Source organism: Rossellomorea sp. DUT-2, assembly GCF_052665285.1.
The window spans coordinates 218,326-241,003 of the sequence record NZ_JBQPEO010000002.1; the positions used below are offsets into that span (position 1 = coordinate 218,326).

Annotated in this window: 26 protein-coding genes and 1 riboswitch; of the genes, 6 read left to right on the top strand and 20 right to left on the bottom strand. The window is 41.2% G+C overall.

Going from position 1 to position 22,678, the window contains the following annotated elements; genetic code table 11:
- Window positions 1-156: 156 nt before the first annotated feature.
- The 14 genes from ACOSV2_RS06710 to ACOSV2_RS06775 form a co-directional block, all read right to left on the bottom strand.
- A complete protein-coding gene (locus ACOSV2_RS06710; RefSeq protein WP_428974480.1) occupies window positions 157-1,446 on the bottom strand; it encodes an NCS2 family permease in 1,290 nt (429 codons plus the stop codon).
- 331 nt (window positions 1,447-1,777) lie between these two features.
- On the bottom strand, window positions 1,778-2,248 hold the full coding sequence (gene ribH, locus ACOSV2_RS06715) for a 6,7-dimethyl-8-ribityllumazine synthase (protein ID WP_397554017.1): 471 nt from the start codon (window positions 2,246-2,248) through the stop codon (window positions 1,778-1,780).
- A 12-nt stretch (window positions 2,249-2,260) separates the two neighbouring features.
- Window positions 2,261-3,454: a bifunctional 3,4-dihydroxy-2-butanone-4-phosphate synthase/GTP cyclohydrolase II gene (locus ACOSV2_RS06720; protein WP_428974481.1), complete on the bottom strand. Its 1,194-nt coding sequence runs from the start codon at window positions 3,452-3,454 to the stop codon at window positions 2,261-2,263.
- Window positions 3,455-3,471: 17 nt separating this feature from the next.
- Window positions 3,472-4,128 (bottom strand): riboflavin synthase, encoded by a 657-nt coding sequence (gene ribE, locus ACOSV2_RS06725; RefSeq protein WP_428974482.1) that lies wholly within the window; start codon window positions 4,126-4,128, stop codon window positions 3,472-3,474.
- 29 nt (window positions 4,129-4,157) lie between these two features.
- Window positions 4,158-5,225 carry a bifunctional diaminohydroxyphosphoribosylaminopyrimidine deaminase/5-amino-6-(5-phosphoribosylamino)uracil reductase RibD gene (gene ribD, locus ACOSV2_RS06730; protein ID WP_428975075.1) on the bottom strand — a complete coding sequence of 356 codons (1,068 nt, stop codon included), beginning with the start codon at window positions 5,223-5,225 and terminating at the stop codon, window positions 4,158-4,160.
- A gap of 191 nt (window positions 5,226-5,416) precedes the next feature.
- Window positions 5,417-5,560, bottom strand: a riboswitch (FMN riboswitch).
- A gap of 199 nt (window positions 5,561-5,759) precedes the next feature.
- A complete protein-coding gene (locus ACOSV2_RS06735) occupies window positions 5,760-6,083 on the bottom strand; it encodes a four-helix bundle copper-binding protein (RefSeq protein WP_428974483.1) in 324 nt (107 codons plus the stop codon).
- Window positions 6,084-6,135: 52 nt separating this feature from the next.
- Entirely contained in the window at window positions 6,136-6,831 is a 696-nt protein-coding gene (locus tag ACOSV2_RS06740) for a hypothetical protein (protein WP_428974484.1), read from the bottom strand.
- A gap of 136 nt (window positions 6,832-6,967) precedes the next feature.
- Window positions 6,968-7,840 carry a patatin-like phospholipase family protein gene (locus tag ACOSV2_RS06745; protein ID WP_428975076.1) on the bottom strand — a complete coding sequence of 291 codons (873 nt, stop codon included), beginning with the start codon at window positions 7,838-7,840 and terminating at the stop codon, window positions 6,968-6,970.
- A 153-nt stretch (window positions 7,841-7,993) separates the two neighbouring features.
- The gene (locus ACOSV2_RS06750) at window positions 7,994-8,872 is read right to left on the bottom strand and encodes a GNAT family N-acetyltransferase (RefSeq protein ID WP_428974485.1); all 879 of its coding nucleotides are present in this window, start codon (window positions 8,870-8,872) and stop codon (window positions 7,994-7,996) included.
- Between the two features lie 97 nt (window positions 8,873-8,969).
- The gene (locus ACOSV2_RS06755) at window positions 8,970-9,746 is read right to left on the bottom strand and encodes an ABC transporter permease (RefSeq protein ID WP_428974486.1); all 777 of its coding nucleotides are present in this window, start codon (window positions 9,744-9,746) and stop codon (window positions 8,970-8,972) included.
- Entirely contained in the window at window positions 9,743-10,645 is a 903-nt protein-coding gene (locus ACOSV2_RS06760; protein ID WP_428974487.1) for an ABC transporter ATP-binding protein, read from the bottom strand. The genes ACOSV2_RS06755 and ACOSV2_RS06760 overlap by 4 nt, the downstream gene beginning before the upstream one ends.
- Window positions 10,642-10,857: a PLD nuclease N-terminal domain-containing protein gene (locus ACOSV2_RS06765; protein WP_428974488.1), complete on the bottom strand. Its 216-nt coding sequence runs from the start codon at window positions 10,855-10,857 to the stop codon at window positions 10,642-10,644. Before ACOSV2_RS06765 ends, ACOSV2_RS06760 begins: the two co-directional genes overlap by 4 nt.
- A gap of 424 nt (window positions 10,858-11,281) precedes the next feature.
- The gene (locus ACOSV2_RS06770) at window positions 11,282-12,274 is read right to left on the bottom strand and encodes a helix-turn-helix transcriptional regulator (protein WP_428974489.1); all 993 of its coding nucleotides are present in this window, start codon (window positions 12,272-12,274) and stop codon (window positions 11,282-11,284) included.
- A gap of 154 nt (window positions 12,275-12,428) precedes the next feature.
- Entirely contained in the window at window positions 12,429-12,752 is a 324-nt protein-coding gene (locus ACOSV2_RS06775) for a DUF4870 domain-containing protein (protein WP_428974490.1), read from the bottom strand.
- Between the two features lie 242 nt (window positions 12,753-12,994).
- On the opposite strand from ACOSV2_RS06775, the gene ACOSV2_RS06780 reads away from it, so the two are divergent.
- The 6 genes from ACOSV2_RS06780 to ACOSV2_RS06805 all read left to right on the top strand — a co-directional run bounded on the left by ACOSV2_RS06780 (window position 12,995) and on the right by ACOSV2_RS06805 (window position 17,070).
- The gene (locus tag ACOSV2_RS06780; protein ID WP_428974491.1) at window positions 12,995-13,774 is read left to right on the top strand and encodes an undecaprenyl-diphosphate phosphatase; all 780 of its coding nucleotides are present in this window, start codon (window positions 12,995-12,997) and stop codon (window positions 13,772-13,774) included.
- A gap of 10 nt (window positions 13,775-13,784) precedes the next feature.
- Complete coding sequence (locus ACOSV2_RS06785; protein ID WP_428974492.1) at window positions 13,785-14,384, top strand: DedA family protein; 600 nt, start codon at window positions 13,785-13,787, stop codon at window positions 14,382-14,384.
- Window positions 14,385-14,447: 63 nt separating this feature from the next.
- Window positions 14,448-15,578 carry an amidohydrolase gene (locus ACOSV2_RS06790; protein ID WP_428974493.1) on the top strand — a complete coding sequence of 377 codons (1,131 nt, stop codon included), beginning with the start codon at window positions 14,448-14,450 and terminating at the stop codon, window positions 15,576-15,578.
- Between the two features lie 273 nt (window positions 15,579-15,851).
- Entirely contained in the window at window positions 15,852-16,409 is a 558-nt protein-coding gene (locus tag ACOSV2_RS06795; protein ID WP_428974494.1) for a GNAT family N-acetyltransferase, read from the top strand.
- 146 nt (window positions 16,410-16,555) lie between these two features.
- Window positions 16,556-16,798 carry a hypothetical protein gene (locus tag ACOSV2_RS06800; RefSeq protein WP_428974495.1) on the top strand — a complete coding sequence of 81 codons (243 nt, stop codon included), beginning with the start codon at window positions 16,556-16,558 and terminating at the stop codon, window positions 16,796-16,798.
- A 125-nt stretch (window positions 16,799-16,923) separates the two neighbouring features.
- Window positions 16,924-17,070 carry a hypothetical protein gene (locus tag ACOSV2_RS06805; RefSeq protein ID WP_428974496.1) on the top strand — a complete coding sequence of 49 codons (147 nt, stop codon included), beginning with the start codon at window positions 16,924-16,926 and terminating at the stop codon, window positions 17,068-17,070.
- Between the two features lie 83 nt (window positions 17,071-17,153).
- Here the strand turns inward: ACOSV2_RS06805 and ACOSV2_RS06810 are convergent, their stop codons facing one another.
- From ACOSV2_RS06810 to ACOSV2_RS06835, 6 genes are all read right to left on the bottom strand, one after another.
- Entirely contained in the window at window positions 17,154-17,303 is a 150-nt protein-coding gene (locus ACOSV2_RS06810; RefSeq protein ID WP_113970979.1) for a DUF2639 domain-containing protein, read from the bottom strand.
- A 60-nt stretch (window positions 17,304-17,363) separates the two neighbouring features.
- A complete protein-coding gene (locus ACOSV2_RS06815; RefSeq protein ID WP_428974497.1) occupies window positions 17,364-18,434 on the bottom strand; it encodes an undecaprenyldiphospho-muramoylpentapeptide beta-N-acetylglucosaminyltransferase in 1,071 nt (356 codons plus the stop codon).
- Window positions 18,435-18,617: 183 nt separating this feature from the next.
- The gene (locus ACOSV2_RS06820; protein ID WP_428974498.1) at window positions 18,618-20,093 is read right to left on the bottom strand and encodes a phytoene desaturase family protein; all 1,476 of its coding nucleotides are present in this window, start codon (window positions 20,091-20,093) and stop codon (window positions 18,618-18,620) included.
- Window positions 20,090-21,184, bottom strand: coding sequence for a glycosyltransferase (locus tag ACOSV2_RS06825; RefSeq protein WP_428974499.1), 1,095 nt, complete (start codon window positions 21,182-21,184; stop codon window positions 20,090-20,092). Before ACOSV2_RS06825 ends, ACOSV2_RS06820 begins: the two co-directional genes overlap by 4 nt.
- Window positions 21,185-21,191: 7 nt before the next feature.
- Complete coding sequence (locus ACOSV2_RS06830) at window positions 21,192-21,911, bottom strand: lysophospholipid acyltransferase family protein (RefSeq protein ID WP_428974500.1); 720 nt, start codon at window positions 21,909-21,911, stop codon at window positions 21,192-21,194.
- Window positions 21,908-22,675, bottom strand: coding sequence for a carotenoid biosynthesis protein (locus tag ACOSV2_RS06835; protein WP_428974501.1), 768 nt, complete (start codon window positions 22,673-22,675; stop codon window positions 21,908-21,910). The genes ACOSV2_RS06830 and ACOSV2_RS06835 overlap by 4 nt, the downstream gene beginning before the upstream one ends.
- Window positions 22,676-22,678 lie beyond the last annotated feature (3 nt).

The window sequence follows — 22,678 nt, forward strand, 5'->3', positions numbered from 1 at the left end:
AAAGTTTCATTAATCACTATAATAATACCAAGAAATATGTGGAAAGTCTACGGAATTTGGAAGTAGTTGTAAGGACCAAAAAAACTCAAGTAGACATGTCAGCAACTACGATTTCAATCGTAATGGTGAACAAATCCACTTGAGTTCTTTACCGCTTTAATGAATCGAATGAACAAAGAAGTTCATAAGGAACAATGCAGCAATGATATATAGAGGAATGGATACTTCTCTCGCTTTACCTGTAGCCAATTTTAAAATTGGATAAAGAATAAAGCCGATGGCAATTCCATCTGCGATACTGTACGTAAATGGAATCATCGCAATGATAAAAATGGCTGGAAATGCCTCTGTTAAATCACGAAGATCCATATGTCGTATATTTTGAATCATTAAGCCGCCAATGATAATGAGGATTGGGGCGATAGCATGATCTGGAATCCACTTTAAATACGGAATAAACAACACAGATCCCAAGAATAATACTCCAGTAGTCAAACTCGTTAGTCCCGTACGACCACCTGCTGTCATGGCTGCAGCACTTTCTACAGTAGAAACCGTCGGACTCGTTCCGAAGAATCCTGATGTAAAGGCAGAAAATGCATTCGCCTGGAAGGCTTTAGAGTATTTATGAGGTTGATCGATCATATCCGTATGTCCATGAACGAGACCGATGTTTTCAAATACCAGCACCATCGTAACTGAAAAAACCGCAATCCAAAACGGAATCTCCAAAATGGCGCTAAAGGATATTTGACCGAAAACCTGACTGTATTCACTTAATTGGAATGAACTGGACTGAATCGATGGTTCGATCCCAAAGATGAATCCCAGTATGGTTCCAAAAGCAATACTCCATAAAAATTGACCTTTCACATTCCGAACAAACAAAAAGATCGTCACCAGGAATGTCAGCACCGTGGCCAACACCTTTAATTCCCCAAAATCACCAATCATGATGATGGCACTCTCTCCTCTTTGGATGAGACCGCCTTTTTCAAGACCGATAAACATTAAGAACATCCCTAATCCTACAGTGATGGCTTCTTTTAATGTTTGGGGAATGGCTTCCGATAATACTTTTGAAAGCTTTGTAAATGCAATGATCATAAAGAGTATTCCTGAAATCACTACGACAGCTAAAGCTTCCTGCCACGTTAAGCCGGATGATTTTACGAGAGTAAACGTAAACATCGCATTAATTCCCATACCTGGAACCAGAAGGATTGGTGCATTTGCCCAAAAGGCCATCACCAAACACCCAACGAAGGAGGCAAGAATGGTTGCCATAACCGCTCCTTCAAATGGAATTCCAGCTTCAGAAAGAATTAAAGCGTTCACAGCGATAATGTACACAATCGTGAAATAACCGATTGCTCCAGCCATCATCTCCTGCTTCATCGTGGTACCGTGATTCTTTAACTGAAAAATACCTCCACGTGCTTTCATAATATAATCTTCCTATAAAACTGCCCTCTCCCTACCCGCTCCTCCCATAATAAGGGGAGCCACAAAATACTATTCTAGCAAAAGGTCTGACGTTTGCCAATATGTATTTTAGTGGGTGGGGTCTGCGGGATTTTGGTTTACCATCAGGAATCCGGCCGAAATGGAACATAATCCAGCGGCTTTTGTGAAAAATCGAGCCGTTTTGGAGAATAATCCAGCAGAAATCACCAGGAATCCAGCTGTTTTACAATTTTATCCCCATACGCCTCGGATCCGTCCCTCGTAAAAAGCCAAGCTTCCCAAAATGGAGGCTTGGCTTGGTTGAAAAATTTTACTTATCAATCTCACGAATCAGATTAGCCATTTCGATGGCTGATACTGCTGCTTCCCACCCTTTATTTCCTGCTTTGGTACCGGCTCTTTCGATTGCCTGCTCAATTGTATCCGTCGTTAAGACACCAAAGATGACGGGTACATCTTCCTGCAGGCTTAGATTGGCCACTCCTTTTGCTACCTCTCCACTTACGTATTCAAAATGAGCAGTTGCTCCGCGGATGACCGTTCCCAGTGTAACAACGGCATCATACTTCCCTGAACGGGCAAGTTTTTTGGCGATCATAGGAATTTCAAATGCACCTGGAACCCAAGTGACAGAAACATTTCCTTCTTCAACACCGTGGCGCTTTAATGCATCTTCTGCCCCACCCAGAAGCTTTGATGTGATGAACTCGTTGAAACGTGATACGACAATTGCAACCTTTAATCCTGAACCTACTAAATGACCTTCATAAATTGTTTTCATTGTAAATTCCTCCTAAAATTTAAGTATATGTCCAAGTTTTGCGTGCTTTGTTTTCAAATACTTCTCATTTTCGAATTTCGCCGGCATTTGGATCGGCACTCGACCTGCGATTTCTAATCCGTACCCGTTAATTCCGGCAATTTTTCTAGGATTATTGGTCAGTAGACGCATCTTTGTTATGCCTAAATCTCTCAGAATCTGTGCTCCGATTCCATATTCCCTCAAATCATCACCAAAGCCCAGTTTTTGATTAGCTTCAACGGTGTCATAGCCTTCTTCCTGAAGCTTATAGGCCTTCAATTTGTTGATTAAACCAATCCCACGGCCTTCTTGTCTCATATAAAGCAGTACACCTTTTCCATGCTCTTCAATTTGAGTCAGTGCTGTGGCAAGCTGAGGTCCACAGTCACAGCGATTGGAACCGAATACATCTCCCGTCAAACATTCAGAGTGAACGCGAACGAGTACATCCTCATCCTCGGACCATTCTCCTTTCACAAGCGCGATATGTTCTTTTCCTGTAAGGTTTTCTGTGTACGCAACGGCCTTGAAGTTTCCAAATTCGGTTGGAAGTTCAATTTCCACTTCTCTCGTGACGAGTTTTTCTTTTTTCCGTCTGTACCTGATAAGGTCCTCAATGGAGATGACCTTCAGATTCCATTTATCAGCCAGTTTCATCAACTCAGGTACCCTTGCCATCGTGCCGTCTTCATTCATGATTTCACAAATGACACCTGATGGCTTGGCACCTGACATAATAGCCAAATCGATGGCAGCTTCTGTATGTCCTGCCCGTTTTAGTACCCCCCCTTTTTTGGCGACAAGGGGAAATACGTGACCGGGTCTTTTGAAGTCCTCGGGCAATGAGTCCGGGTTCAATAATTCCTGTATGGTGGTCGATCTCTCAAATGCACTAATCCCAGTAGTTGCGGATTTATGATCGACAGAAATCGTAAATGCCGTTCCATGAGGATCCGTATTTGACATCGTCATCGGTGCAAGCTTTAGTTTTTGTGCAATTTCCTCTGTTATCGGGGCACAAATTAAGCCTCTTCCTTCTTTAGCCATAAAATTAATGACTTCTGGAGTCGCTTTATCGGCAAGGGCAATAAAGTCTCCCTCATTCTCACGATTTTCATCATCGACTACGATGACGACTTTACCTGCCTGCAAATCTTCCAGAGCTTCTTCGATCTTATTAAACATGGGGCAACCCCTCCCTATTAGTCAGCAAAACCATTTTGACTTAAAAATTCATAGCTCATGCGGCTTGAAGTGCTCTTAGACTGTTCCTTTTCTTCATAGAAGCGATGAAAATATTTCGCCATTACATCACATTCAATGTTGACACGGTCCCCTACTTTCTTCTCGCCAAGAACCGTGTCCCCTCTCGTTTGTGGGATCAAGGAGATCGTAATGACATTACTTTTCACACCAAAAACAGTAAGGGAAGTGCCGTCTATTGCGACAGAGCCCTTCATAATAAACAAGTGACTCTGATTTTCCGGTATGGAAATGTCCATATACCAGGCATTTTCAACTTTCTCTATTCTAACGATCGTCCCTATTCCATCGACGTGCCCATTAACGAAATGCCCGCCGAAACGACCGTTTGCAGCCATCGCCCTCTCCAGGTTCACTTTAGAACCATGGGATAGATTTCGTAGCGTTGTGCCTTCGAAGGTTTCAGGCATCACGTCCACTTGAAATTGCCTGGAGCTGAATGAAGTGACGGTTAAACAGACACCATTCACACTGATGCTATCTCCAATTTGAACGTCTTCTAAAACGCGGCCCGCTGTTATCGTCAGTTCCATAGAGGAGGAGGATTTTTTCATGCGTTCAATTGATCCTATTTCTTCAATGATTCCAGTAAACATCCATTTCTCCCCCTTTCAAATCAAAAATGTTAACTTATAGGTAAAGCAACCATCTTAATGTCCTTTCCTACTCGTTCAAGACTTTTAATCTCCATTTCCAGACCTTCTGCAATGGTCGGGAAACCTTCCCCTCCAAAACTGGTGAAGGCAGAGCTTCCGCCTACAAGCTTAGGTGACATGTACATAATCAATTCCTGAAAGGCTTTTTCCTTTAAAAAGGAAGAATGAATAGTAGATCCACCTTCTACGTAAAGGGATCCGATATTCCGGGCACCAAGTTCTTTTAAAACTGTGTGAATGTCCATCCTTTCCTCTGAAAGGGTGATGATTTCGCAGCCTGATTCCATATAGGGCCGCTTCTGTTCTTCATTGACAGCACTGCCCGTAAAGATGAGCGTCCTGCTTTTCGAGTCTTCCACTACATGGGAGTGGAGAGGTGTTCGTAAATAGGTATCTAAAATAATTCGAATGGGGTTTTTTCCACCTTGGGGCAAACGGGTGGTAAGGTGTGGGTTGTCCTGAATAACGGTATTGACTCCTACTAATATCGCGTCATGCCTGTGACGATCATAGTGGACATCTGTGCGTGAAGCTTCTGACGTAATCCATTTACTATCTCCTGAAGCTGAAGCTGTTTTCCCGTCTAATGTAACAGCTGTCTTAAGGGTTACATAAGGCGTGCCGTATTGAATGAAATGGAAAAAGTGCTTATTTAGTTCGAGTGCTTCTTCTTCAAGCTCTCCGACCATTACTTCTATGCCTGCATCCCTCAACTGTTGGATTCCTCTTCCCGCGACAAGGGGATTTGGATCTGTGCCGGCAATATGGACTCGCCTCACTCCGCTTGAAATCAGCAGCTGTGAACAAGGAGGTGTTTTCCCGTAATGGGAACATGGTTCCAACGTAACATAGACGTCACTCCCCTTTGCTTTCGCTCCTGCCATCTTTATGGCATGAACCTCTGCATGACCTTCTCCTGCTTTGAGGTGCGCACCCATCCCAACGACTTCTCCATTTTTCACCACGACCGCTCCTACGGCAGGATTGGGCGATGTTTGACCTTGGGTCGTCTTTGCCATTGAGAGGGCAAGCTTCATATATGGTGAATCGTTCAAACGTTTTACCTCCCTTCGTTCATCACTATTATTCTAAAATAAATAAACCCCAAGTAAGTTTTTACTTGGGGGAAGTTGGCATGACTGAATAAAGCATTCACATGATTTCTTTTTTGGGAAAAAAATCCCCATAAAAAAGGTAGACTTCTCGCGTCTAGATCAAGTAAATACTGCCGTTCCTTCTCCCATCCAGACTTTCACTGTCGGCTTTGGAATTTCACCAAATCCACCGTCTAATTTTCATTAGCCGGGTCACGGACTAAGAGCATGTGCTCATCACCGCCGGTAGGGAATTTCACCCTGCCCCGAAGGAAACCTATTCGATTATCATTATTCTATCATAGTTTCATCAATGAAATCATGTAAGGAGCTCTAGAATTTTATTTTTGTACTAATTTTTTGAATACTATATCGCAAACACCTCTCTGATCCCGACTGCAACCATAAATCAGATGCACAGGATGAGTGACAAGGATTAAAAAAATGCCTCTACTTAATAGAAGCATCCTTCAAATACTATGCTAATTGCTTTCTGCATTCTTCCGCACATTCAAAACAGGCTTTAGCGCAGTCCTTACAATGCTGTTGGTCATGAGAATTACATTCTGTTCCACACGCATCACAGATTTCTGCGCAAAGGACCAGAATTTGTTGAACAAATTTACTGCTTCGCTGCATGGCATTAATGGCATAGGAACAAATATCCGCACATTCCCGGTCCAGTTCAATGCACATCATCATCGCTTTTTCTTCCTTAAGGGATGCATGGTAGCATACATTACATGCTTCCAGACATCGTTGCAAAGCCGTTAAACATGGTTTGTAATCAGCATTCATCATCTCACCTCCACAATGTTCCTTTTTAGCGTACCCAAATGAAAAAAAAGGATTACTATGCGGTAAGAAAATAATCACTGTCTACATACCAAAGGAAAATAAGAAGCCAATCCAGTTCCTCGCTATATGTTTCATAAAAAGAAACATAACTATGGTGATAGTCAAAGAGCTTTTGAACACTTTGAGGAAGATATCCTTTTTGTAAGGATAAATAATTTTTTTTATTATAATTCAAGATCCATCGTTTGTTTCCTTTATAGATGATAATCGTGTCACCATCGTCACTACGCCATTCAATAGCAGTAGAGCTCTGGTATTTCAAGTAAAAAACCTTTCCCCCTCCGCCCATATCGATTTTCATGGAACTGCTCCATTTTAAGAATGGCAGCGGGTGCTTATGTTTTCGGTGAAGCATATAGTGTTTTGGGTTATTGATCAAGGACGTTCTTTGAATGAAGTATTCTGACCATCCATTCGTTTTTAAGTAATAGGAACCTTCTTTCGTATGAACTCCGACTAAAGAATGCCGGGATACAGGTATTGTTTCATAAAATAATCGGTTCGCTTTCTTTAGCTCCTTCTTCATACTGAAACTGAGATATAGATTAGAACACGCGGGTATAAAGATTAACAGGGGAAAATAATATAACTGTCGGGTCACAATCAGCATTCCTACACCTATGAGAAAATACATGATACTTCGATAAAGCAACGTATATTGTTCATTTTTGTAGATTTGGTAGAGGTTCATGAAATGCTCGTCCTTTCAAGGAATCTCTATCATATGTATGTAAAAATCCCTTAAATAGACCATTCAAATAGAAAAAACCAACGCTTGCAGAACCCTCTAAAAAAAGAAGACTTTCTGTCATAGGTTGGCTTATATGTTATGAGTGCACTGGAGTGGCTGGGCGATTCCATTCCATTATTTTTTTTACTTTAGCCTCTGCATCATGATAGCCTTGCCAGTACAACTCGTCCAGCTTTTGTGGATTTTTTTCAATACGGCTTACTTTTAATGGATGTTGAGGTTGAATGATCAGAACGTCCCCATTCTTTTCTCTCGTTTCTAATTCCTTGATTATTTGATTGTAACGCAAGTACCGGTTAAACATCGTCTTATGTAATTCAGGATACCCAGGATACTTTCTTTTCACAAGGAAAGAAAATCGTGAGGGCTTTTTATAATAGCCCTTGTTTCTAGTTAGAATGACTACATTCTTCTTAAATCCGTCCTGCTCAGCTTTTTCGATGGGAACAGGGTCACTTATTCCTCCATCGAGAAGATGACGGGATTCAAATTCAACGATCGGAGCGACGAATGGCAGGGAACTTGACGCACGGATAATCGTAAGAAGCTCCTCCCCATATTCTCTTCTTGAGAAATACGCCGGTTTTCCTGTATGACAATCTGTGGTTCCGACAATAAATTCCGTTGAATTAGAGTGAAAAGCTTCATAATCGAAAGGGACCAGCTTATTTGGAATTTCATCAAACACATAATCCATTCCAAATAACTCTCCTGTTTTCCAGTAGTTTCGCCAAGATAAATATTTCGGATCACGGATAAAGTCTACATTCACCTTTTTATTGCGTCCATTTTGCTTGGATAAATAGGATGCCGCATTACATGCACCCGCAGATACTCCGACAACATAAGGAAATTCAATGCCTCTTTCCAGGAAGTATTCCAATGCTCCCGCCGTGTATATCCCTCTCATTCCTCCACCTTCGAGAACGAGTCCTGTATTTTCAATCATCATCTTCTTGTCTACCTCCCTAATGATGCAAGAATATTCGTCACCGGTATCGAATAAACGACTTTATTTTCCCACAAAATAGTAAAAATGTGTACTAACTTGCTCACTGATCAAGCCACTGATTGATTCATTCTTGATGTTTGTGACTCTCGCTCATTCATCATTCTCCACAGGAATAAGCTTAGCGTTACACTTCTTTTCATAGAATTCGATGGGTCCGGCTTCTTTTAATACAGCGTACATATACCCTTTTTCTTGCATGCACTGCAATGAATGATAAAGGAGTCCTTTTCCCACTCCTTTATGACGAGTGACTGGGAGCACCCCCATCGGCCCGTAAATCCCTTTTTTATTTTTATACACATCAAAGGCTGCAAATCCAATTAATTCACCTTTTTCTTCCGCTTTGATAATCGGGATAAATTCCTCGGATGATTGAAAGGCCTGTAACAACGTTTTTGACCATGATCCTCCAAAATGCTCCTCAACCCATACCAATAGTTCCTTTTCATCTTCAGCCTGAACAGGTCTGATTTGGAATTCAGGGTTCACTTCATATCTCCAATCTTTGTTCAATAAATAAACCGTCAAATCTCGCGCTGTAGTAACAGACCGGATAATCCTTTCATGAGGTATAGCATCAAGCTCTTTTTGGACCTGAGGATGTTCTGGTAGATGGGCGTAAAACGCTTTAATAATATGACCTTCGTTTACAAACGTTTGATTGTATCTTTTCATGACTTCAATCGATGTGTTCCATACCTTTCTTGCGTGGGTTGATAATGGAATGGAAAAGCGATCCATTCGTTCTGTATCTGAAGGCTCCGAAGGAATGATTTTCAATATGTTTTCTATCTGTTCCATATAGGGTTCCAAAAGGTGATACATCTCCCTTAGAGTACCTTCTTTTACGTGAGCGGCTCCTAAATATAGATCCATGCTTTGAATGCTTGTATGATGATTCCTTTCGGCAATCATATGGGCGTTTTGAATCAATTTGTTTACCTTATGGGTGTATTGAAGTTCTATCATGCAGCCTCCTCCCTTCTATTACCATTATTCGACATAAAATAAGGTAATCCTTTTACTTTAATTGAGGTCCGTCCCTCTAAAAATAGAGATGACTTGGTCAGATTAAATCTTTTTTCTTATAGAGTGGTGGTGCTATGAGCAAGATGGCCAGGCAAAGGATGGTAGTAAGGATAATGGTCCCTGTCAGGTGATCCGGCCACGTGTTGTGAAGGATGACTTCATTTACATAGTTGGTTAGCTGACTTGGGGACCACATTAAGGTTCTGGTCATGAACCCTGACACAAAGGTTAATAATATGGCGATCCCGATCGTAAAGAATGCTGCCAGGCCAGACGTTTTTACTAAACTACTAAAGAAAACGACCATTGTTAAGATAAAGGTAAGCCACAAGCCATAGACGAAGAATCCCTGCACGAATGAGGTAAAATCAATTCCGTTAAATAATACATGAATATAATACCAACCCGAGAGCATCCCAAGGCCATAGGAGACCCACACCAGAACAAATGCAGCCATCCATTTGGAATAAATATAAGATGCGTATGAGACGGGCTTCACCAGTACCATTACAGCATTTCCGCTCTTTCTCTCTCCCGCAATCATTCCCATGAATCCTAATACAATGATGAGGACGCCAAAGGTATTAAACTGACTGATGGTCGACAATAATACTTCTTCAGATGAGGGTGTTGGAATGCTGATGACCGTTCCTTCCGGCAGATCTCCTACTGATTGAATAATGTCTGGTAAATAAAAGGCCGTCAATGGTTCCGTTAACCCAAATAAAATGAATACGATGGGCATCCAAATCAATTTATAATTCCGTGTTAGTTCCAGCATTTCTTTTCTGAATAAAATCCAGCATGTTTTCATACTTTGATCACCTCCATGAATAGTTCTTCAAGGCTCTGTTCACTTGTTTCCAATCTTGTTACTCCCCAATGCTTTTCTGAGATCAATGAAAAGATTCTCGCTCTATCCCTTTCCAGTTCACTTACTTCGAAAGAAAGACGATTTCCTTCTGCTACAAGATGATGAACCCAATCTTTTTGCAGCAGATACGGTTTATACTTTTCGCTATCTTCGTTAAAGTACAGGCTCAATCTCGGTGTCTGGTGCCTTTTCTTTACTTCTAAAAGTGGCCCTTCTTCAATCAGGACTCCACCGTGCAAGAACAACACGTCCTCACAAACCTGTTCTGCATCATTTAAAATATGTGTAGAAAAAAGGATCGTCGTTTCCTTCTTTAACTTTTTTAACAGCTCCAGCACTTCTCTCCTCCCGAAAGGATCTAAGGCAGATACAGGTTCATCAAGGATTAAAAGCTTCGGCTGATGAATAAGAGCTTGAGCTATCCCTAAACGCTGCTTCATTCCACCCGAATATTGACCAATTCTTCGATTCTTTCCTTCCAGCAAACCGACTAACTCTAAAAGCTCTTCACATCGATATTGGGATGTTTTCCTGGTTAATCCTGAGATTTCACCGGAAAAGGTGAGAAATTCCTTTCCTGACATCCATTCAAAAAAGGAAGGATATTGGGGCAGGTAGCTTATCAATTGCCGTATATCTTTAGAGGAACCGCTTGTTGAAATTGATCCATTAGTAGGTGTAATCAACCCTGCCAGCATATTTAAGGTAGTGGTTTTCCCTGCACCATTAGGACCCAGCAGAGCTGTACAACGACCTTGTTTTAATTGAAAGGAAAGGTTATTTACGGCAAGCTTTTCCTTATACTTCTTTTCTAAAGAAGATACTTCTAATACGTTCATCCATCATGTCTCCTTCCAAAAATGAAATACACAACCGGCCCAATGATGTTGATAAAAAGTATAATGAGAACCCATAGCCATTTAGGCCCATTCGTTGATTTAATCCGGATCAAATCAATCACTGCAACCACCATGAGTATGAGTTGAATAAGGATGACAGGAGCAACAAGCCCCCAATTTATTGCCTGAAATGCTTCTTGTAATTCATTCATCTCGATTCCTCCTTTTGTTTTTCAAATATAAGACGGAGGAAAATGAAAATCGTTCATTATTCTTTTAAATATAAGCTCTTTTCCTAAAGGTGAGATTGATTGTCTTAAGTAAGTATTTTTCAAGTTATTTTGTTTTCTAGCACACGTTGAAGCTCTGTCACAATAAACCTATAAAAGATGGTGAGGGGAACTCCGCAGACTCCGGCGGCTTTTGGTCGTGCCGAGACCCCGTTCGGCTAACCTGAGGAGGCTCGGCAGAACGCTAGCTGCAAGCGGAGCAGTTCCCCTCACCATCAAGCACACACTAATTGACAGAGCCTTGCAGAACTCATGTTAACAACAACGCTCTTTGCGAAAAGAGCGAAAATAAGTTTCTGAAACAATAATAAGCACTGAGCCCCATGCAATGAGGTTCAGCGCTTCATTAATGCTGATATAAGGAATACAGTTTAGTCACCTCCGTTTTAACAGTGTCCACTAGAGTGGGAGGAGATATGACTCTCGCCTTGCTTCCAAAATTTAAGATCCAGTTTACCAGGCCGGTACTGACACGGGCTTTTGTTGTGAGAATAAAATGGTTTTCACCGTCTCTTTGTATGTCTACATCTTTTCCGAACTTATCGATGATCACATTGATGAGGTGATTTTGAAACGAAACTTTGATCCATTCTTCATCACCTGCAAACATATGAAAGGTCGATTGTACATACTTAGATACATCAAATGGCTCGTATGGAAAGGTTTCTGAAAGGGGTTCTACATTCCTTAGTCGATCAACCCGGTAGTGGCGAATTTCGTCTGCTTCAAAATAATAGGCAATGAGATAGTAGAAATCATTTGCCCATGCAAGGGCATAGGGCTTCACTTTATAAAGCTTTCCGTCATGACTCAAGTTAAACTGTTTCCTCACATCGTATCGACCATATTGGAACGTAATCATTCTACGTTCTGCGATTGCTTCATGAATATCATGGATAGCGAGGCGAATATAGGGACTTTCACTTTTAATGGAGGAATCGATTTGAATTTCATTATGCAGCTTTTTACCTTGATGAAGACTTGTGAGACGCTTTATTTTTCCTGTCAGCTGCCTCGTTTCTTTCTTGGATATAAATTTGGCCGAAACGACTGCATCGATGAGCATGCGAAGTTCATATAGCTCGAACAGGCGATACTGATGACTATAATATTTAGGCAGCCCTTCTTTTTCCTGGTTTATGGTGACATCGAAATTATTTCTGATAAGATGCTCAAGGTCATCTTTTAGTGAATTTTTGTTTAATTTCACGTCCGGGCCAAACATCTGCTTAAAACGAAGAATAATATCATCCAGACTCAACTCATGATCCTCATCCGTTTCTTCACTCAAAATACCCATCAACCTAAGCACTCTCTCTTTGTTATCCACCCTCGTCATATGGACATGCTCCTTTCGGGGACAAACCTAAAAACAGTAAGATATTTTCATAAAACTATCAATATTCAGATAGTTTTGTCAACACATTATTTCAAAAATGCTCTTTAATGAACCAGAAAAAAGAACCCATGAATGCTCATGAGTTCCCATCTGTTTATTTAAGTAAACGGAAGACCGTCGGAATTCGATAATGCTCTCCCTCATAGGCTCTGATCGCTCCCAATATCGTAAAGATCAAGGCCAGGACCCCCACGACCGGAGCCAGAACTAATCCAATCAGCACCACCATCAAAATGGTGCTTACCAAACCATAGACGGCATATGAAATGAGAAAGTTGAAATATTCCTTTCCATGATAGTCTACAAACTCCGATTCATCCTTCTTGATAAGCCAGATGATCAATGGTCCAATGAATGCTGTGAAAAAGCTTAATATATAAATAAGAGCAGCCATCATTCTTTCATCTTTTGTCGGCATATTGAAATTCCTCCTTTTCACCGCTCACCCTAAATCAGAGTAAACAGTCACTTTGTTTCTATCCTCCTCTATATTTACGTGCATTCAGTCAGAAAGTTTCATCTTATCTCGTATTTTTTTGAAACCCCTTAAAGAGAAATTCATCAAACTTCAGGACAGTCCTCATGAAACGTGAATGGATGGAATATATGTTAAATAGAGGAGTTTGTCCTTAGTGGACTTGCAGAAAGGTAGTGGTGGATTTGAATAAATTTGAAGCCTTTATTCTGGGAATCATACAAGGTTTAACTGAGTTCCTTCCAATCTCAAGCACAGGTCACCTTTATCTGGGGAGGCTTAGCTTTGGCTTGGAGGAAGCTGGACTTTTCTTGGATACAATGCTTCATATCGGAACCTTGATCGCTGTTCTCGTTGTGTATCAAAAGGAACTTCTTTACATGCTAAGGCACCCCTTTAGTAAATTATCGTGGATTCTCATTATTGGAACGATCCCGGCTGTAATCGTTGGTTTTTTGTTCGAAGATTTTTTTGACACAATCTCAAAGTCGGGTACCACCATCGGATGGGAGTTTCTTGCAACGGGATGTATTATGTATGTTGCAGATGGAGTGAAAAATGGCTATAAAAAACTTGATGATCTTTCTTACACTGATGCAGTGGTGATCGGGAGCTTTCAAGCAGCAGCCATATTCCCGGCATTATCAAGATCAGGCTTAACCATTGCGGCAGGTTTATTCAGGAAACTGGACAGGGAAACGGCGGCTTATTTTTCATTTCTTCTGTCTACCCCTGCCATACTCGGAGGGATTGTGCTTCAAGGAAAGGAAATGATAGGGGGAACTGTTGAAGCGATTTCTTTTTCAAGTTTAGCCATCGGAACAGTAAGTGCTGCAGTGTTCGGATACTTCGCAATCCTTACGATGGTAAATTTCTTGAAAAAGCACTCGCTGAAAATTTTCTCTTACTACGTGTGGGCGTTAGGGCTCTTGATTCTCTTTCTTCAATATTCAGGAATCATGTAGGAGGAACTCGATGAACCATGAAACGATTGTACACATCCTGACACAATTAACTGATTGGGGTTACACAGGTATCGCACTTGCACTCATGATAGAAGTGATTCCAAGCGAGCTTGTATTAAGCTACGCAGGCTTTATGGTGAATGCCGGTAAGATAACCTTCATTGGAGCTTTCCTTAGCGGGGTCATAGGAGGCACAATTGCACAACTATTTCTTTATTGGCTTGGCTATTATGGTGGCCGCCCCTTCTTCGAAAAATATGGAAAGTATCTTCTTATTCAGCAAAAGCATTTGACTGCTGCTGAAAAATGGTTTGATCAACATGGTACCATCGTCATTTTCACCGCTCGATTTATTCCGATTGTCCGTCACGCCATCAGTATTCCGGCGGGCATCACCCGCATGCCTCTATCTACTTTTAGTCTTTATACCTTTGCAGCCATGCTCCCCTGGACATTATTGTTTATTGTCATCGGGATGGAGCTGGGTACTCATTGGGAGCATATAGAAGTAATCGGAGTACGTTATATTAAGCCTTTGAGTTTCATTGCGGTGTTAGGAACATTTCTCTATCTGTTTTTTTCCAATTGGAGAAACAAAAGGAAGGAATAACTTCTTTTTTCCCATGATATTGTTTAAAATAAGAAGGAAACAAGACCCACGAAAGGATTAACTATGAATTCCATACTATTAAAGAACGCAACCATATATCCCATCACATCAAAGCCCATTCAAAACGGCTCTGTCCTTATAAAAGACGGAAAAATCAAACAGATATACTCACATAGCGTAGAGCCATCCCGCGAGGCTTCAGTGTATGATTGCCGGGGAAAATTTCTCTTCCCCGGCTTCATCGACTCCCATACCCACCTGGGATTATATGACGAAGGTACAGGGTGGGCAGGTAACGATGCTAATGAAACCATCGAGCCCATGACGCCTCATATCCGGGCTTTTGACGGCGTGTATCCATTGGATCCCGGTTTTAAAGATGCTCTGAAGTACGGTGTCACAACGGTTAATGTCATGCCGGGGAGCGCAAATGTCATCGGTGGTACGACTGCTGTGATCAAAACCCATGGCTCAACGATTCGTTCTATGATCATTAAAGAAACCTCCGGATTGAAAATTGCCCTGGGGGAGAACCCGAAGCGGATTCATAGCACTGGCAACAATGATTCCATTACTAGGATGGGCATTATGGGTATGCTTAGAGAAGCATTTTTCTCAGCTAAATATTGCGATCACCCAGAAGATCTGAGGGTTGCACCTTTAGTTTCCGCTTTAAAACGTGAAATTCCGGTTCGGATACATGCGCACCGTGCAGACGATATCCTGTCTGCGGTCCGGTTTGCCGACGAATTCAATTTGGATTTACGAATCGAGCATTGTACAGAAGGACATCTCATCTCTGAGGAATTTCACGGTAGGAATTTAATGGTTTCAGTGGGCCCCACCTTCACGAGAAGATCGAAAGTAGAGCTGAAAAACAAAAGCTGGATCACATATCAAAAATTGACGGAAGCCGGTGTCGAAGTATCCATCACGACAGATCACCCGTACACTCCCATTCAATACTTAAATATGTGTGCGGCTATAGCTGTACGTGAAGGATTGGAAGAACATAAAGCTCTTGAAGGCATTACCATCCTACCCGCAAGAAACCTTGGTGTATCTGACCGGATCGGTAGTATTGAGATGAACAAGGATGCGGATTTAGTCCTTTGGAGTCACCATCCATTTCATTTTATGGCGAAGCCCATCATTACGATGGTGAATGGAGAAATCGCTTATCAAAACGTGTAGGAATTTGTTAAAAATTTTCATCAAAATTTAGCATTTTGCCTATTTCCTTTTTGAGATATTTCGTATATGATACAAATGGATAATATATTTCCGGTTACATTATTCTAAAACACTTTATAGAGTGATTGTAATGAAGGGAAGGCAAAAGGTGCGCCACCAGTTTCTGACTGGTCTTAGTGGGTTCGATTCCCACCCCGAAATTTTTTAGTTACCATTTAAAAATTTCGAGGGTGGGATCGTACGCAAGTAGACTGCCCTCAAGGAGGGTCTACTATGATCAAGAAACGTGAATTACATGAGTGTCATGAGCTCTATGACCTGATGGTGCACCCGGAAGTCTTCCCTTTTGTGCGTCAAAAAGCTCATTCCTATGACGAACTCCTATTCTTAACGAAACAAACGATTGAAGCTGAGGAACGTGGAGAACTCATTTCACGAACCATTTTGGACGAATGGGGCAACCCGATCGGAACAATAAACTTATTTGATATTCAAGAAAATGCTGGATTCCTGGGAACCTGGATTGGCAAACCCTACCATGGAAAAGGATACAACCAGCCAGCCAAAGACGCTTTCTTCGCTGAGCTTTTCTTTGAACTGGGTATGGAAACCATCTTCATGAGAATCCGCAAAGTGAATACCCGCTCCCAAAAAGCAGCAGAAAAACTTCCATATGTAATAAAAGCGAATGACACAAGAAAATCTCTTTACGAACAATTAAATGCTCAAGAAGAAGTATATGATATATATGAAATCCCTAAAGACTTATACACACTCTATCTATATCAGCATCAACAATCCCAAGAAGAAGAGCAGGCTTTGGAAGCTTAGGATATAAACCGATTTCCCAATGAGGAAATCGGTTTTTTGTATAATATCAATGCATTTACGATTCCTCTCTCCTCCTTCATACATAAATTCAAGTGACATCCGGGAAAGCTATAGTGAAGAAAAAGGTTTATAGGAGGGCTGTCACAATGCCTATTCGAATTATTTTAGTTGTACTATCTTGGGGAAGCCTGTTGTTTCTCAAAAAGCAAACCATCCTCCGCTTCTCTCCCGCTGCGATTTTAGTGAGCTTCATTCTAACAACCATCACCCTATGTAATTCGGTGCTAAAGTTATGGGAGATTCGTGGGAATAAACAAGAAAAATTACTAGGTGATTTAATGTTTATTCTTGGCCCGTTCTTATGTGCTACACTTTGGGTTTCAGATTAACCTTTCGATCCTTCCCGCTTTATATGCTCTTGAACCTCGCCATTAATTATATATTCGCCTATCCCCTTACCTCATTCTTTGAGAAAAAAGGCATATATAAATTAAAACGGATGAAGAATCATTATATGTATATGGTTACTATCAGCTATTCCATCATTATTTATTGGTATCAATCCCTTATCGAAAATAAATTCATGAACAAGAATGAAGACTTATCCTCCCATAGATTCAGCGGGAAAACGAACGATATTATTGCAAAAAAAGCATTATAGCTCATAAAAAAAGGAGCTGCTGATCGTTGACGTCTTATCTCTTTTTCAAGAGATAAACACAAACTACAGGCAGCTCCCTCTTTTTATTTTTTTTTCGCTACTTTCTCGAAATACAAATTTCTTACGACATAGGTTTTATAATTCTCCAATTTTCTTTTTTCCAGTGGATGATAATGGATTCCCGCCTTTTTGAGCTCTTGAAGGTACCATCCTTTTGAAAATTGATAAGCCATCGTGCCTCTCCCCTTCAACCATTTATATACTATATGCTTAAAGTGGAGGACAATGACTTTTTATCGGGACATAGATGAAAGTTCCTCATACATGTCTTGTATGGTATAAGCTTTTTGACCTTTTTCCATGCTGTGGATATAGGTATCTCTATTTTCCTTTAACTCCTTGACTTTCATAAGGAAGCTCGCTTCTGTCAGCTCTTCTTCTTCCAGCTTTAATGCATATCCATGCTTTACGAAGCTGTTAGCGTTAAGGATCTGATCTCCCCGACTGGCTTCCCTTGATAAGGGGATCAGTAACATTGGTTTTTTCAACGCAAGAAATTCAAAGATCGAATTAGATCCCGCGCGCGAAATCACATAATCTGTCATGGCTAAATAGTGAGGAAGCTCACCTTTTATGAATTCATATTGTCGATAGCCATTTTGGGTATAAGTTTCATTGATATTCCCTTTACCGCATATGTGTATGATTTGAAAATCGGCTAACAGGTCATCCAGATTCCCTCTTACCGCTTCGTTAATTTTTCTGGCACCAAGACTCCCACCCATAATCATCAATACAGGCTTATCTTCATAATACCCGGTTAATCGTTTTCCTTCCCGTGCATCTCCTGTAAACAACTCTTCACGTATTATCGCTCCTGCACATAATGATTTATCACTTGGAAGTGATTGAACCGTTTCAGGAAAAGTGGTGAAGATTTTGGTCGCGAATGGAACCGCTAATTTGTTCGCGAGTCCCGGCGTTACATCTGATTCATGAATCGCTACTGGAATCTTTGCCATCTTGGCAGCCATGACGACGGGAACGGAAACAAATCCCCCTTTTGAAAAGATGATGTCTGGCTTCGTCTTTCGAATGACAGCTAATGCATCGAACACGCCCTTCATCACCCGGAATGGATCCGAAAAGTTTTTCCATGAAAAATATCGTCTGAGCTTTCCACTTGAAATACTTTCGTACGGAATATGAGGAAACTGTTCTGTTATGATTTCCTTTTCGATTCCCTCTTCCGATCCAATATACGTTATCTCCCAGCCTTCTTTTTCAAAGTGTGGGATCAGTGCCGTGTTTACTGTAACGTGACCTGCTGATCCACCACCTGTAAATAATATACGTTTACTCATATGTATAAACTCCTAACTCGATTTTCTACTATCTTTCTCATTCATCATTATACACTTTACCAAAAATGCAGGTAGGATAGAACTAAGAAAATTTGACAAAAGAAAAGGGTTCCTCCTGTTATGTTCAATAAGAACCCTTTCAATCTCAGCGAAGAACCCATAGGAGGATGCAATGAAGACTTCCTAAAACAGTGCTTCTTTATCTCGCTTCAGTATGTAGTTCGCTACATTTCTTCCGCTTATTGTAACCATCGGGGAGCCTCCACCCGGATGAGTCGTACCTCCGACATAGAAAAGGTGCTCAATGTCCTTGCTGACGTTGGAAGGGCGAAGAAACGCTTCTGTCATCCGGTGGGAAGCAAGGCCATATAGAGAGCCTTTATAGGCGGAGAATTTCTGTTTGATCGTATCCGGGGTATATACTCTCTCTACTTCTAATGATTCACGTATAGGAAGACCTTTTGCTTCTAATTTCTGATAAATCTTCTCCTTATAAGCATCGGCTTGCTCGTCGGATAACGGAGCGGCTGGAGCATTCACAAGGATGAACAAATTACTTCCCTTTGTAACACGGGAATCAGTGGCAGCTGAATGACTGATATAGATCGTAGGATCACTTGGAAGCTCTTTTTTTATGAAAATCTCCGAGAACTCCTTTTGATAATCTTCTGTGAAATACACTTGATGATGATGAACGGAATCCTGAAAGGTCCGTAACCCTGCCAAAATGACAAAAGCGGAAATGGAAGGTTCATAGGCATCCAGTTTCCTATCAGGGTGGCTTGGACGATCTTTCTCTTCAATAAGGTTTTTCGTAGCCGTGATAAAATCTCCATTCACTATCACATCATAAGCAGATATCGTTTCGTCGTCTCCAGTTACAACACCCACTGCTCTTTTGTCCTTGACCACAATCTCTTTAACTTTTTTCCCCAGGTGGACAGTCCCTCCCAGTTCTTTAAAGAATTGATAGAAGCCCTTAGCTATACCAGTGTTCCCACCATTCGTATAATACACCCCTTCTTTCATCTCGAGGTGGCCGATCAACGAAAAGGTAGCAGGGCACGCATACGGCGAGGATCCAATATACGTTGCATAACGATTAAACACCTTCAACACATCCTCATCCTGAAAGAACCTTCGGTGAAAATGATCCATCTTTTCAAAGGGACGGACCTTCATAAAGCTATAGGATAGCTGAGGGGAAAGATAATCCCGCCATGAACCAAAAACCCGGTAGAAAAAACCCCGCTCGGCTAATGTATACAGCTTTTCCACTTCCCTTAAGTATTCTTTGTAATGAGATGCCCCGTACGGATCTAGTTTTTCAAGTTCCGTACTCATTTCCTCCGGGTCCGCTGATTGATATAGAATTCTCCCATTGTGAAAGACGTTTTTCGTATGTTTTACAAGTCGCTTAAACTGAAAATAATGAGAAGAGTCTCCTCCCGCATCATTGATCACCGATTGAAACACTTCAGGCATGGTAATGGTATTCGGACCAAAATCAAAGGAATACCCATCCATTTCAACAGGCATCATTTTCCCTCCAGGATGAAGGTTATCTTCTATGATCGTTACGTTGTAGCCTTTACTTTGGAGAGAAATACCGGCGGACAATCCCCCTAATCCGCCTCCAATAATGACAATATCCTTCATGAATAGGTCCTCCCCTTCCAAACGTATCCCTGTTTCTTCATTCCTCTCAGCATCGAAGCCCACATAATGATGATAAAGCTTATAGAAGCAAGCGGCATGATAAGAAAATGCCACCTGGATTGATTGGATGCCATATCAATCATAAGGGTTTGTACCCATATCGCAACCAACGGAACACAATAGCTCCATTCCCCTGCTATTAACCCATATAGGAACAGGGGAAGCGGCAGTATGTAAAATACAGAGTAAAAAAGGGAAAGTAGCCAAACTGAAATGGGATTTCTCCCTAAACCTATATAAATATTTTTCAAGAAACCTGCCCATACTTCCCTATTCGTATCATACATATGACATGTCACGTCATACGTGTTGTTAACGATTGTTACCTTCCAACCCTTCTCTTTCACTTTCCTCGCAATATGCACATCTTCTAATAAAGACGATTTCACCGCTTCATGACCACCGCACTCTTCATACGCTTCCCTCTTAAAAAACATAAAGGACCCGTGAGCAGCCGTAAATGCTTTTTTAGTCGTATGATTGGCAACTGCAATGGGTAAATGAAAATATACCAGGAAGTGTTGAAATGGAACCAGCATTTTACCGAGTAAAGTAGGGATGGGAAATTGGGGAAATCCCGTTACAAGCCCTGCATCGTAGTGGTTCATCTGAAATAATACTTTCTCAATGACGGACGGGGACACCCTGACGTCTGCATCAAGGAATAAATAATAGGTTCCGCTTGCATGTCTGCTAAGCTCCTTGCATGCATGGACCTTTCCTACCCATCCTTTTGGAAGGGGCTTCCCATTGACTACCTTAAAACGGGAATCCCCTTTCGTCAGTTGAGATAGGAGCTCTTGCGTACGATCCGTCGAGCCATCATCTAATATGATAAATTCTACATGTGAATGGGTAATCTTCTTTATATTTGCAATTAATCCCTTCACATTCCTTTCTTCATTTCTCATTGGCACCAGGACTGAAACAAATTCATTCGAAGATAACTTACTGGAAAGCTTCGGCAAAAAGAGGAGATTGATGAATGTGACCAAAACAAATAAGAGCGTGATGAGGATATAATAATTCAATGTCTATTCACCCCCGCTTCCTTCTTTTCCAGAAACTCAACCATTCACTATTCGTAGGGAATCCTTTGAGTAATAATTGAAAGCTCGATAGGTCTTCTTTTATGATATCAGTTTTTAGGGAATCGAGCCTTTTTTCCATAATCGTCCTTAAACTGTCTGTAAGCTCTTTTCTTGATTGTTTGCTATGATCACCATTCTCTTCACAGATCCGGATAAATAATTCAGGCCTTTGATCATGACGAAATGTGTAGTAAAACGTGACCATCGTTACCTTTATCCCTGGGTTACGTTCACTTAAGAAGCCAGGTCCACTCATAAATGAAAGAGGTCTCTTCTCAAGATGCTCTTCCTTCCCCTGGGGAAAGATCCAGACAGTTCTTTTCTGTTGCAGGCATTTTTCAGCAAACTTTAAAGAAGAGACTAAGTCTTTAGGTGACTCAGGGTTCACAGAGAATGCCCCGATTTTACGAAAAAAAGAGAATTCCTCCATCCCTTTCTGACTCATCATCGCATAGCTGTCTTCTTTTACAACATAATGATTTAAGTAAAAGACCATCAACCCGTCCCACCAGCTCGAGTGATTCGCGAGTATCAAGTGTCCGGAAGGTGATTTCCTTTCCTCCCTCTGATCATCGATCCATACACGATAAAAATGTTTTTTCAGCTGATAAGTAAGGTAGTAGGCCAACATGCGTTGAAATCCCGGACTTTTCTTCGGTTCGATCATACTACCTTCTCCAATCGTTTTCTAAGTAAGAGAGACACACCGTAAAGTGCCAATGTAACCCAAACAGCCAGCCACAAGCCTTCTACGATCGCTGTCACGATAAACATAAAGATCACGAGGAAATACAACCGTCTCATCCGCGAGCTCCAATGTGAAGAAACACCCTCGTGTTTTAGCCAATAGTACAGAATAAATTGAATGAAGAACGAAACAAAAAACCAGCCTAAGAAATTTTGATTTGGAATATCATAATACATCCCACCCTCATCCCATATCCAGTATTCACGTCCTTTAAACGCTACCGGATCAATAATCAAGTCCATCGTCACCGCTAAAAGGGATGTGACCGTGCTATAAATAAACGCTCCCATTACAGTCTTACTGTGGTAAAGTAGAAATTCATAGTGTGCCATACTCGTGAAGATTACCATTACCCAGGCAAAGCCTATGGTGATGGGTACGCCAACTAGTTGAATGCCAAAGTCTTTTTCATAATGGTAAGAACCAAATATCAGTCCATAATGAACACCTAAAGACTCTGCAAAAATCGTAAGGAGCATTATACACATCGCGATGATGGCCCCATTTTGTCCTCCGAATTTCCTCATAGCATAAAGAATAGCCAAAAAACCGGCCAAATATAAAAAAACGGCATTTGCCCATTGAAGGGACGGTGGAAGCCAATCGAGAGAAACGAGAATGATCCCCACCCCGTACCATATTAAAAAAACAATCCAAATCCAGTCCTGCCATTGTTTAGTCATTCT

Bases quoted from the DNA above. Each gene is read 5' to 3' on its own strand.
- ACOSV2_RS06710 (WP_428974480.1), bottom strand. From the start codon at position 1,446: ATGAAAGCACGTGGAGGTATTTTTCAGTTAAAGAATCACGGTACCACG.
- ribH (WP_397554017.1), bottom strand. From the start codon at position 2,248: ATGAAAACAATTTATGAAGGTCATTTAGTAGGTTCAGGATTAAAGGTT.
- ACOSV2_RS06720 (WP_428974481.1), bottom strand. From the start codon at position 3,454: ATGTTTAATAAGATCGAAGAAGCTCTGGAAGATTTGCAGGCAGGTAAA.
- ribE (WP_428974482.1), bottom strand. From the start codon at position 4,128: ATGTTTACTGGAATCATTGAAGAAATAGGATCAATTGAACGCATGAAA.
- ribD (WP_428975075.1), bottom strand. From the start codon at position 5,225: ATGAAGCTTGCCCTCTCAATGGCAAAGACGACCCAAGGTCAAACATCG.
- ACOSV2_RS06735 (WP_428974483.1), bottom strand. From the start codon at position 6,083: ATGATGAATGCTGATTACAAACCATGTTTAACGGCTTTGCAACGATGT.
- ACOSV2_RS06740 (WP_428974484.1), bottom strand. From the start codon at position 6,831: ATGAACCTCTACCAAATCTACAAAAATGAACAATATACGTTGCTTTAT.
- ACOSV2_RS06745 (WP_428975076.1), bottom strand. From the start codon at position 7,840: ATGATTGAAAATACAGGACTCGTTCTCGAAGGTGGAGGAATGAGAGGG.
- ACOSV2_RS06750 (WP_428974485.1), bottom strand. From the start codon at position 8,872: ATGATAGAACTTCAATACACCCATAAGGTAAACAAATTGATTCAAAAC.
- ACOSV2_RS06755 (WP_428974486.1), bottom strand. From the start codon at position 9,746: ATGAAAACATGCTGGATTTTATTCAGAAAAGAAATGCTGGAACTAACA.
- ACOSV2_RS06760 (WP_428974487.1), bottom strand. From the start codon at position 10,645: ATGAACGTATTAGAAGTATCTTCTTTAGAAAAGAAGTATAAGGAAAAG.
- ACOSV2_RS06765 (WP_428974488.1), bottom strand. From the start codon at position 10,857: ATGAATGAATTACAAGAAGCATTTCAGGCAATAAATTGGGGGCTTGTT.
- ACOSV2_RS06770 (WP_428974489.1), bottom strand. From the start codon at position 12,274: ATGACGAGGGTGGATAACAAAGAGAGAGTGCTTAGGTTGATGGGTATT.
- ACOSV2_RS06775 (WP_428974490.1), bottom strand. From the start codon at position 12,752: ATGCCGACAAAAGATGAAAGAATGATGGCTGCTCTTATTTATATATTA.
- ACOSV2_RS06785 (WP_428974492.1), top strand. From the start codon at position 13,785: ATGAACCATGAAACGATTGTACACATCCTGACACAATTAACTGATTGG.
- ACOSV2_RS06790 (WP_428974493.1), top strand. From the start codon at position 14,448: ATGAATTCCATACTATTAAAGAACGCAACCATATATCCCATCACATCA.
- ACOSV2_RS06795 (WP_428974494.1), top strand. From the start codon at position 15,852: ATGATCAAGAAACGTGAATTACATGAGTGTCATGAGCTCTATGACCTG.
- ACOSV2_RS06800 (WP_428974495.1), top strand. From the start codon at position 16,556: ATGCCTATTCGAATTATTTTAGTTGTACTATCTTGGGGAAGCCTGTTG.
- ACOSV2_RS06805 (WP_428974496.1), top strand. From the start codon at position 16,924: ATGTATATGGTTACTATCAGCTATTCCATCATTATTTATTGGTATCAA.
- ACOSV2_RS06810 (WP_113970979.1), bottom strand. From the start codon at position 17,303: ATGGCTTATCAATTTTCAAAAGGATGGTACCTTCAAGAGCTCAAAAAG.
- ACOSV2_RS06815 (WP_428974497.1), bottom strand. From the start codon at position 18,434: ATGAGTAAACGTATATTATTTACAGGTGGTGGATCAGCAGGTCACGTT.
- ACOSV2_RS06820 (WP_428974498.1), bottom strand. From the start codon at position 20,093: ATGAAGGATATTGTCATTATTGGAGGCGGATTAGGGGGATTGTCCGCC.
- ACOSV2_RS06830 (WP_428974500.1), bottom strand. From the start codon at position 21,911: ATGATCGAACCGAAGAAAAGTCCGGGATTTCAACGCATGTTGGCCTAC.
- ACOSV2_RS06835 (WP_428974501.1), bottom strand. From the start codon at position 22,675: ATGACTAAACAATGGCAGGACTGGATTTGGATTGTTTTTTTAATATGG.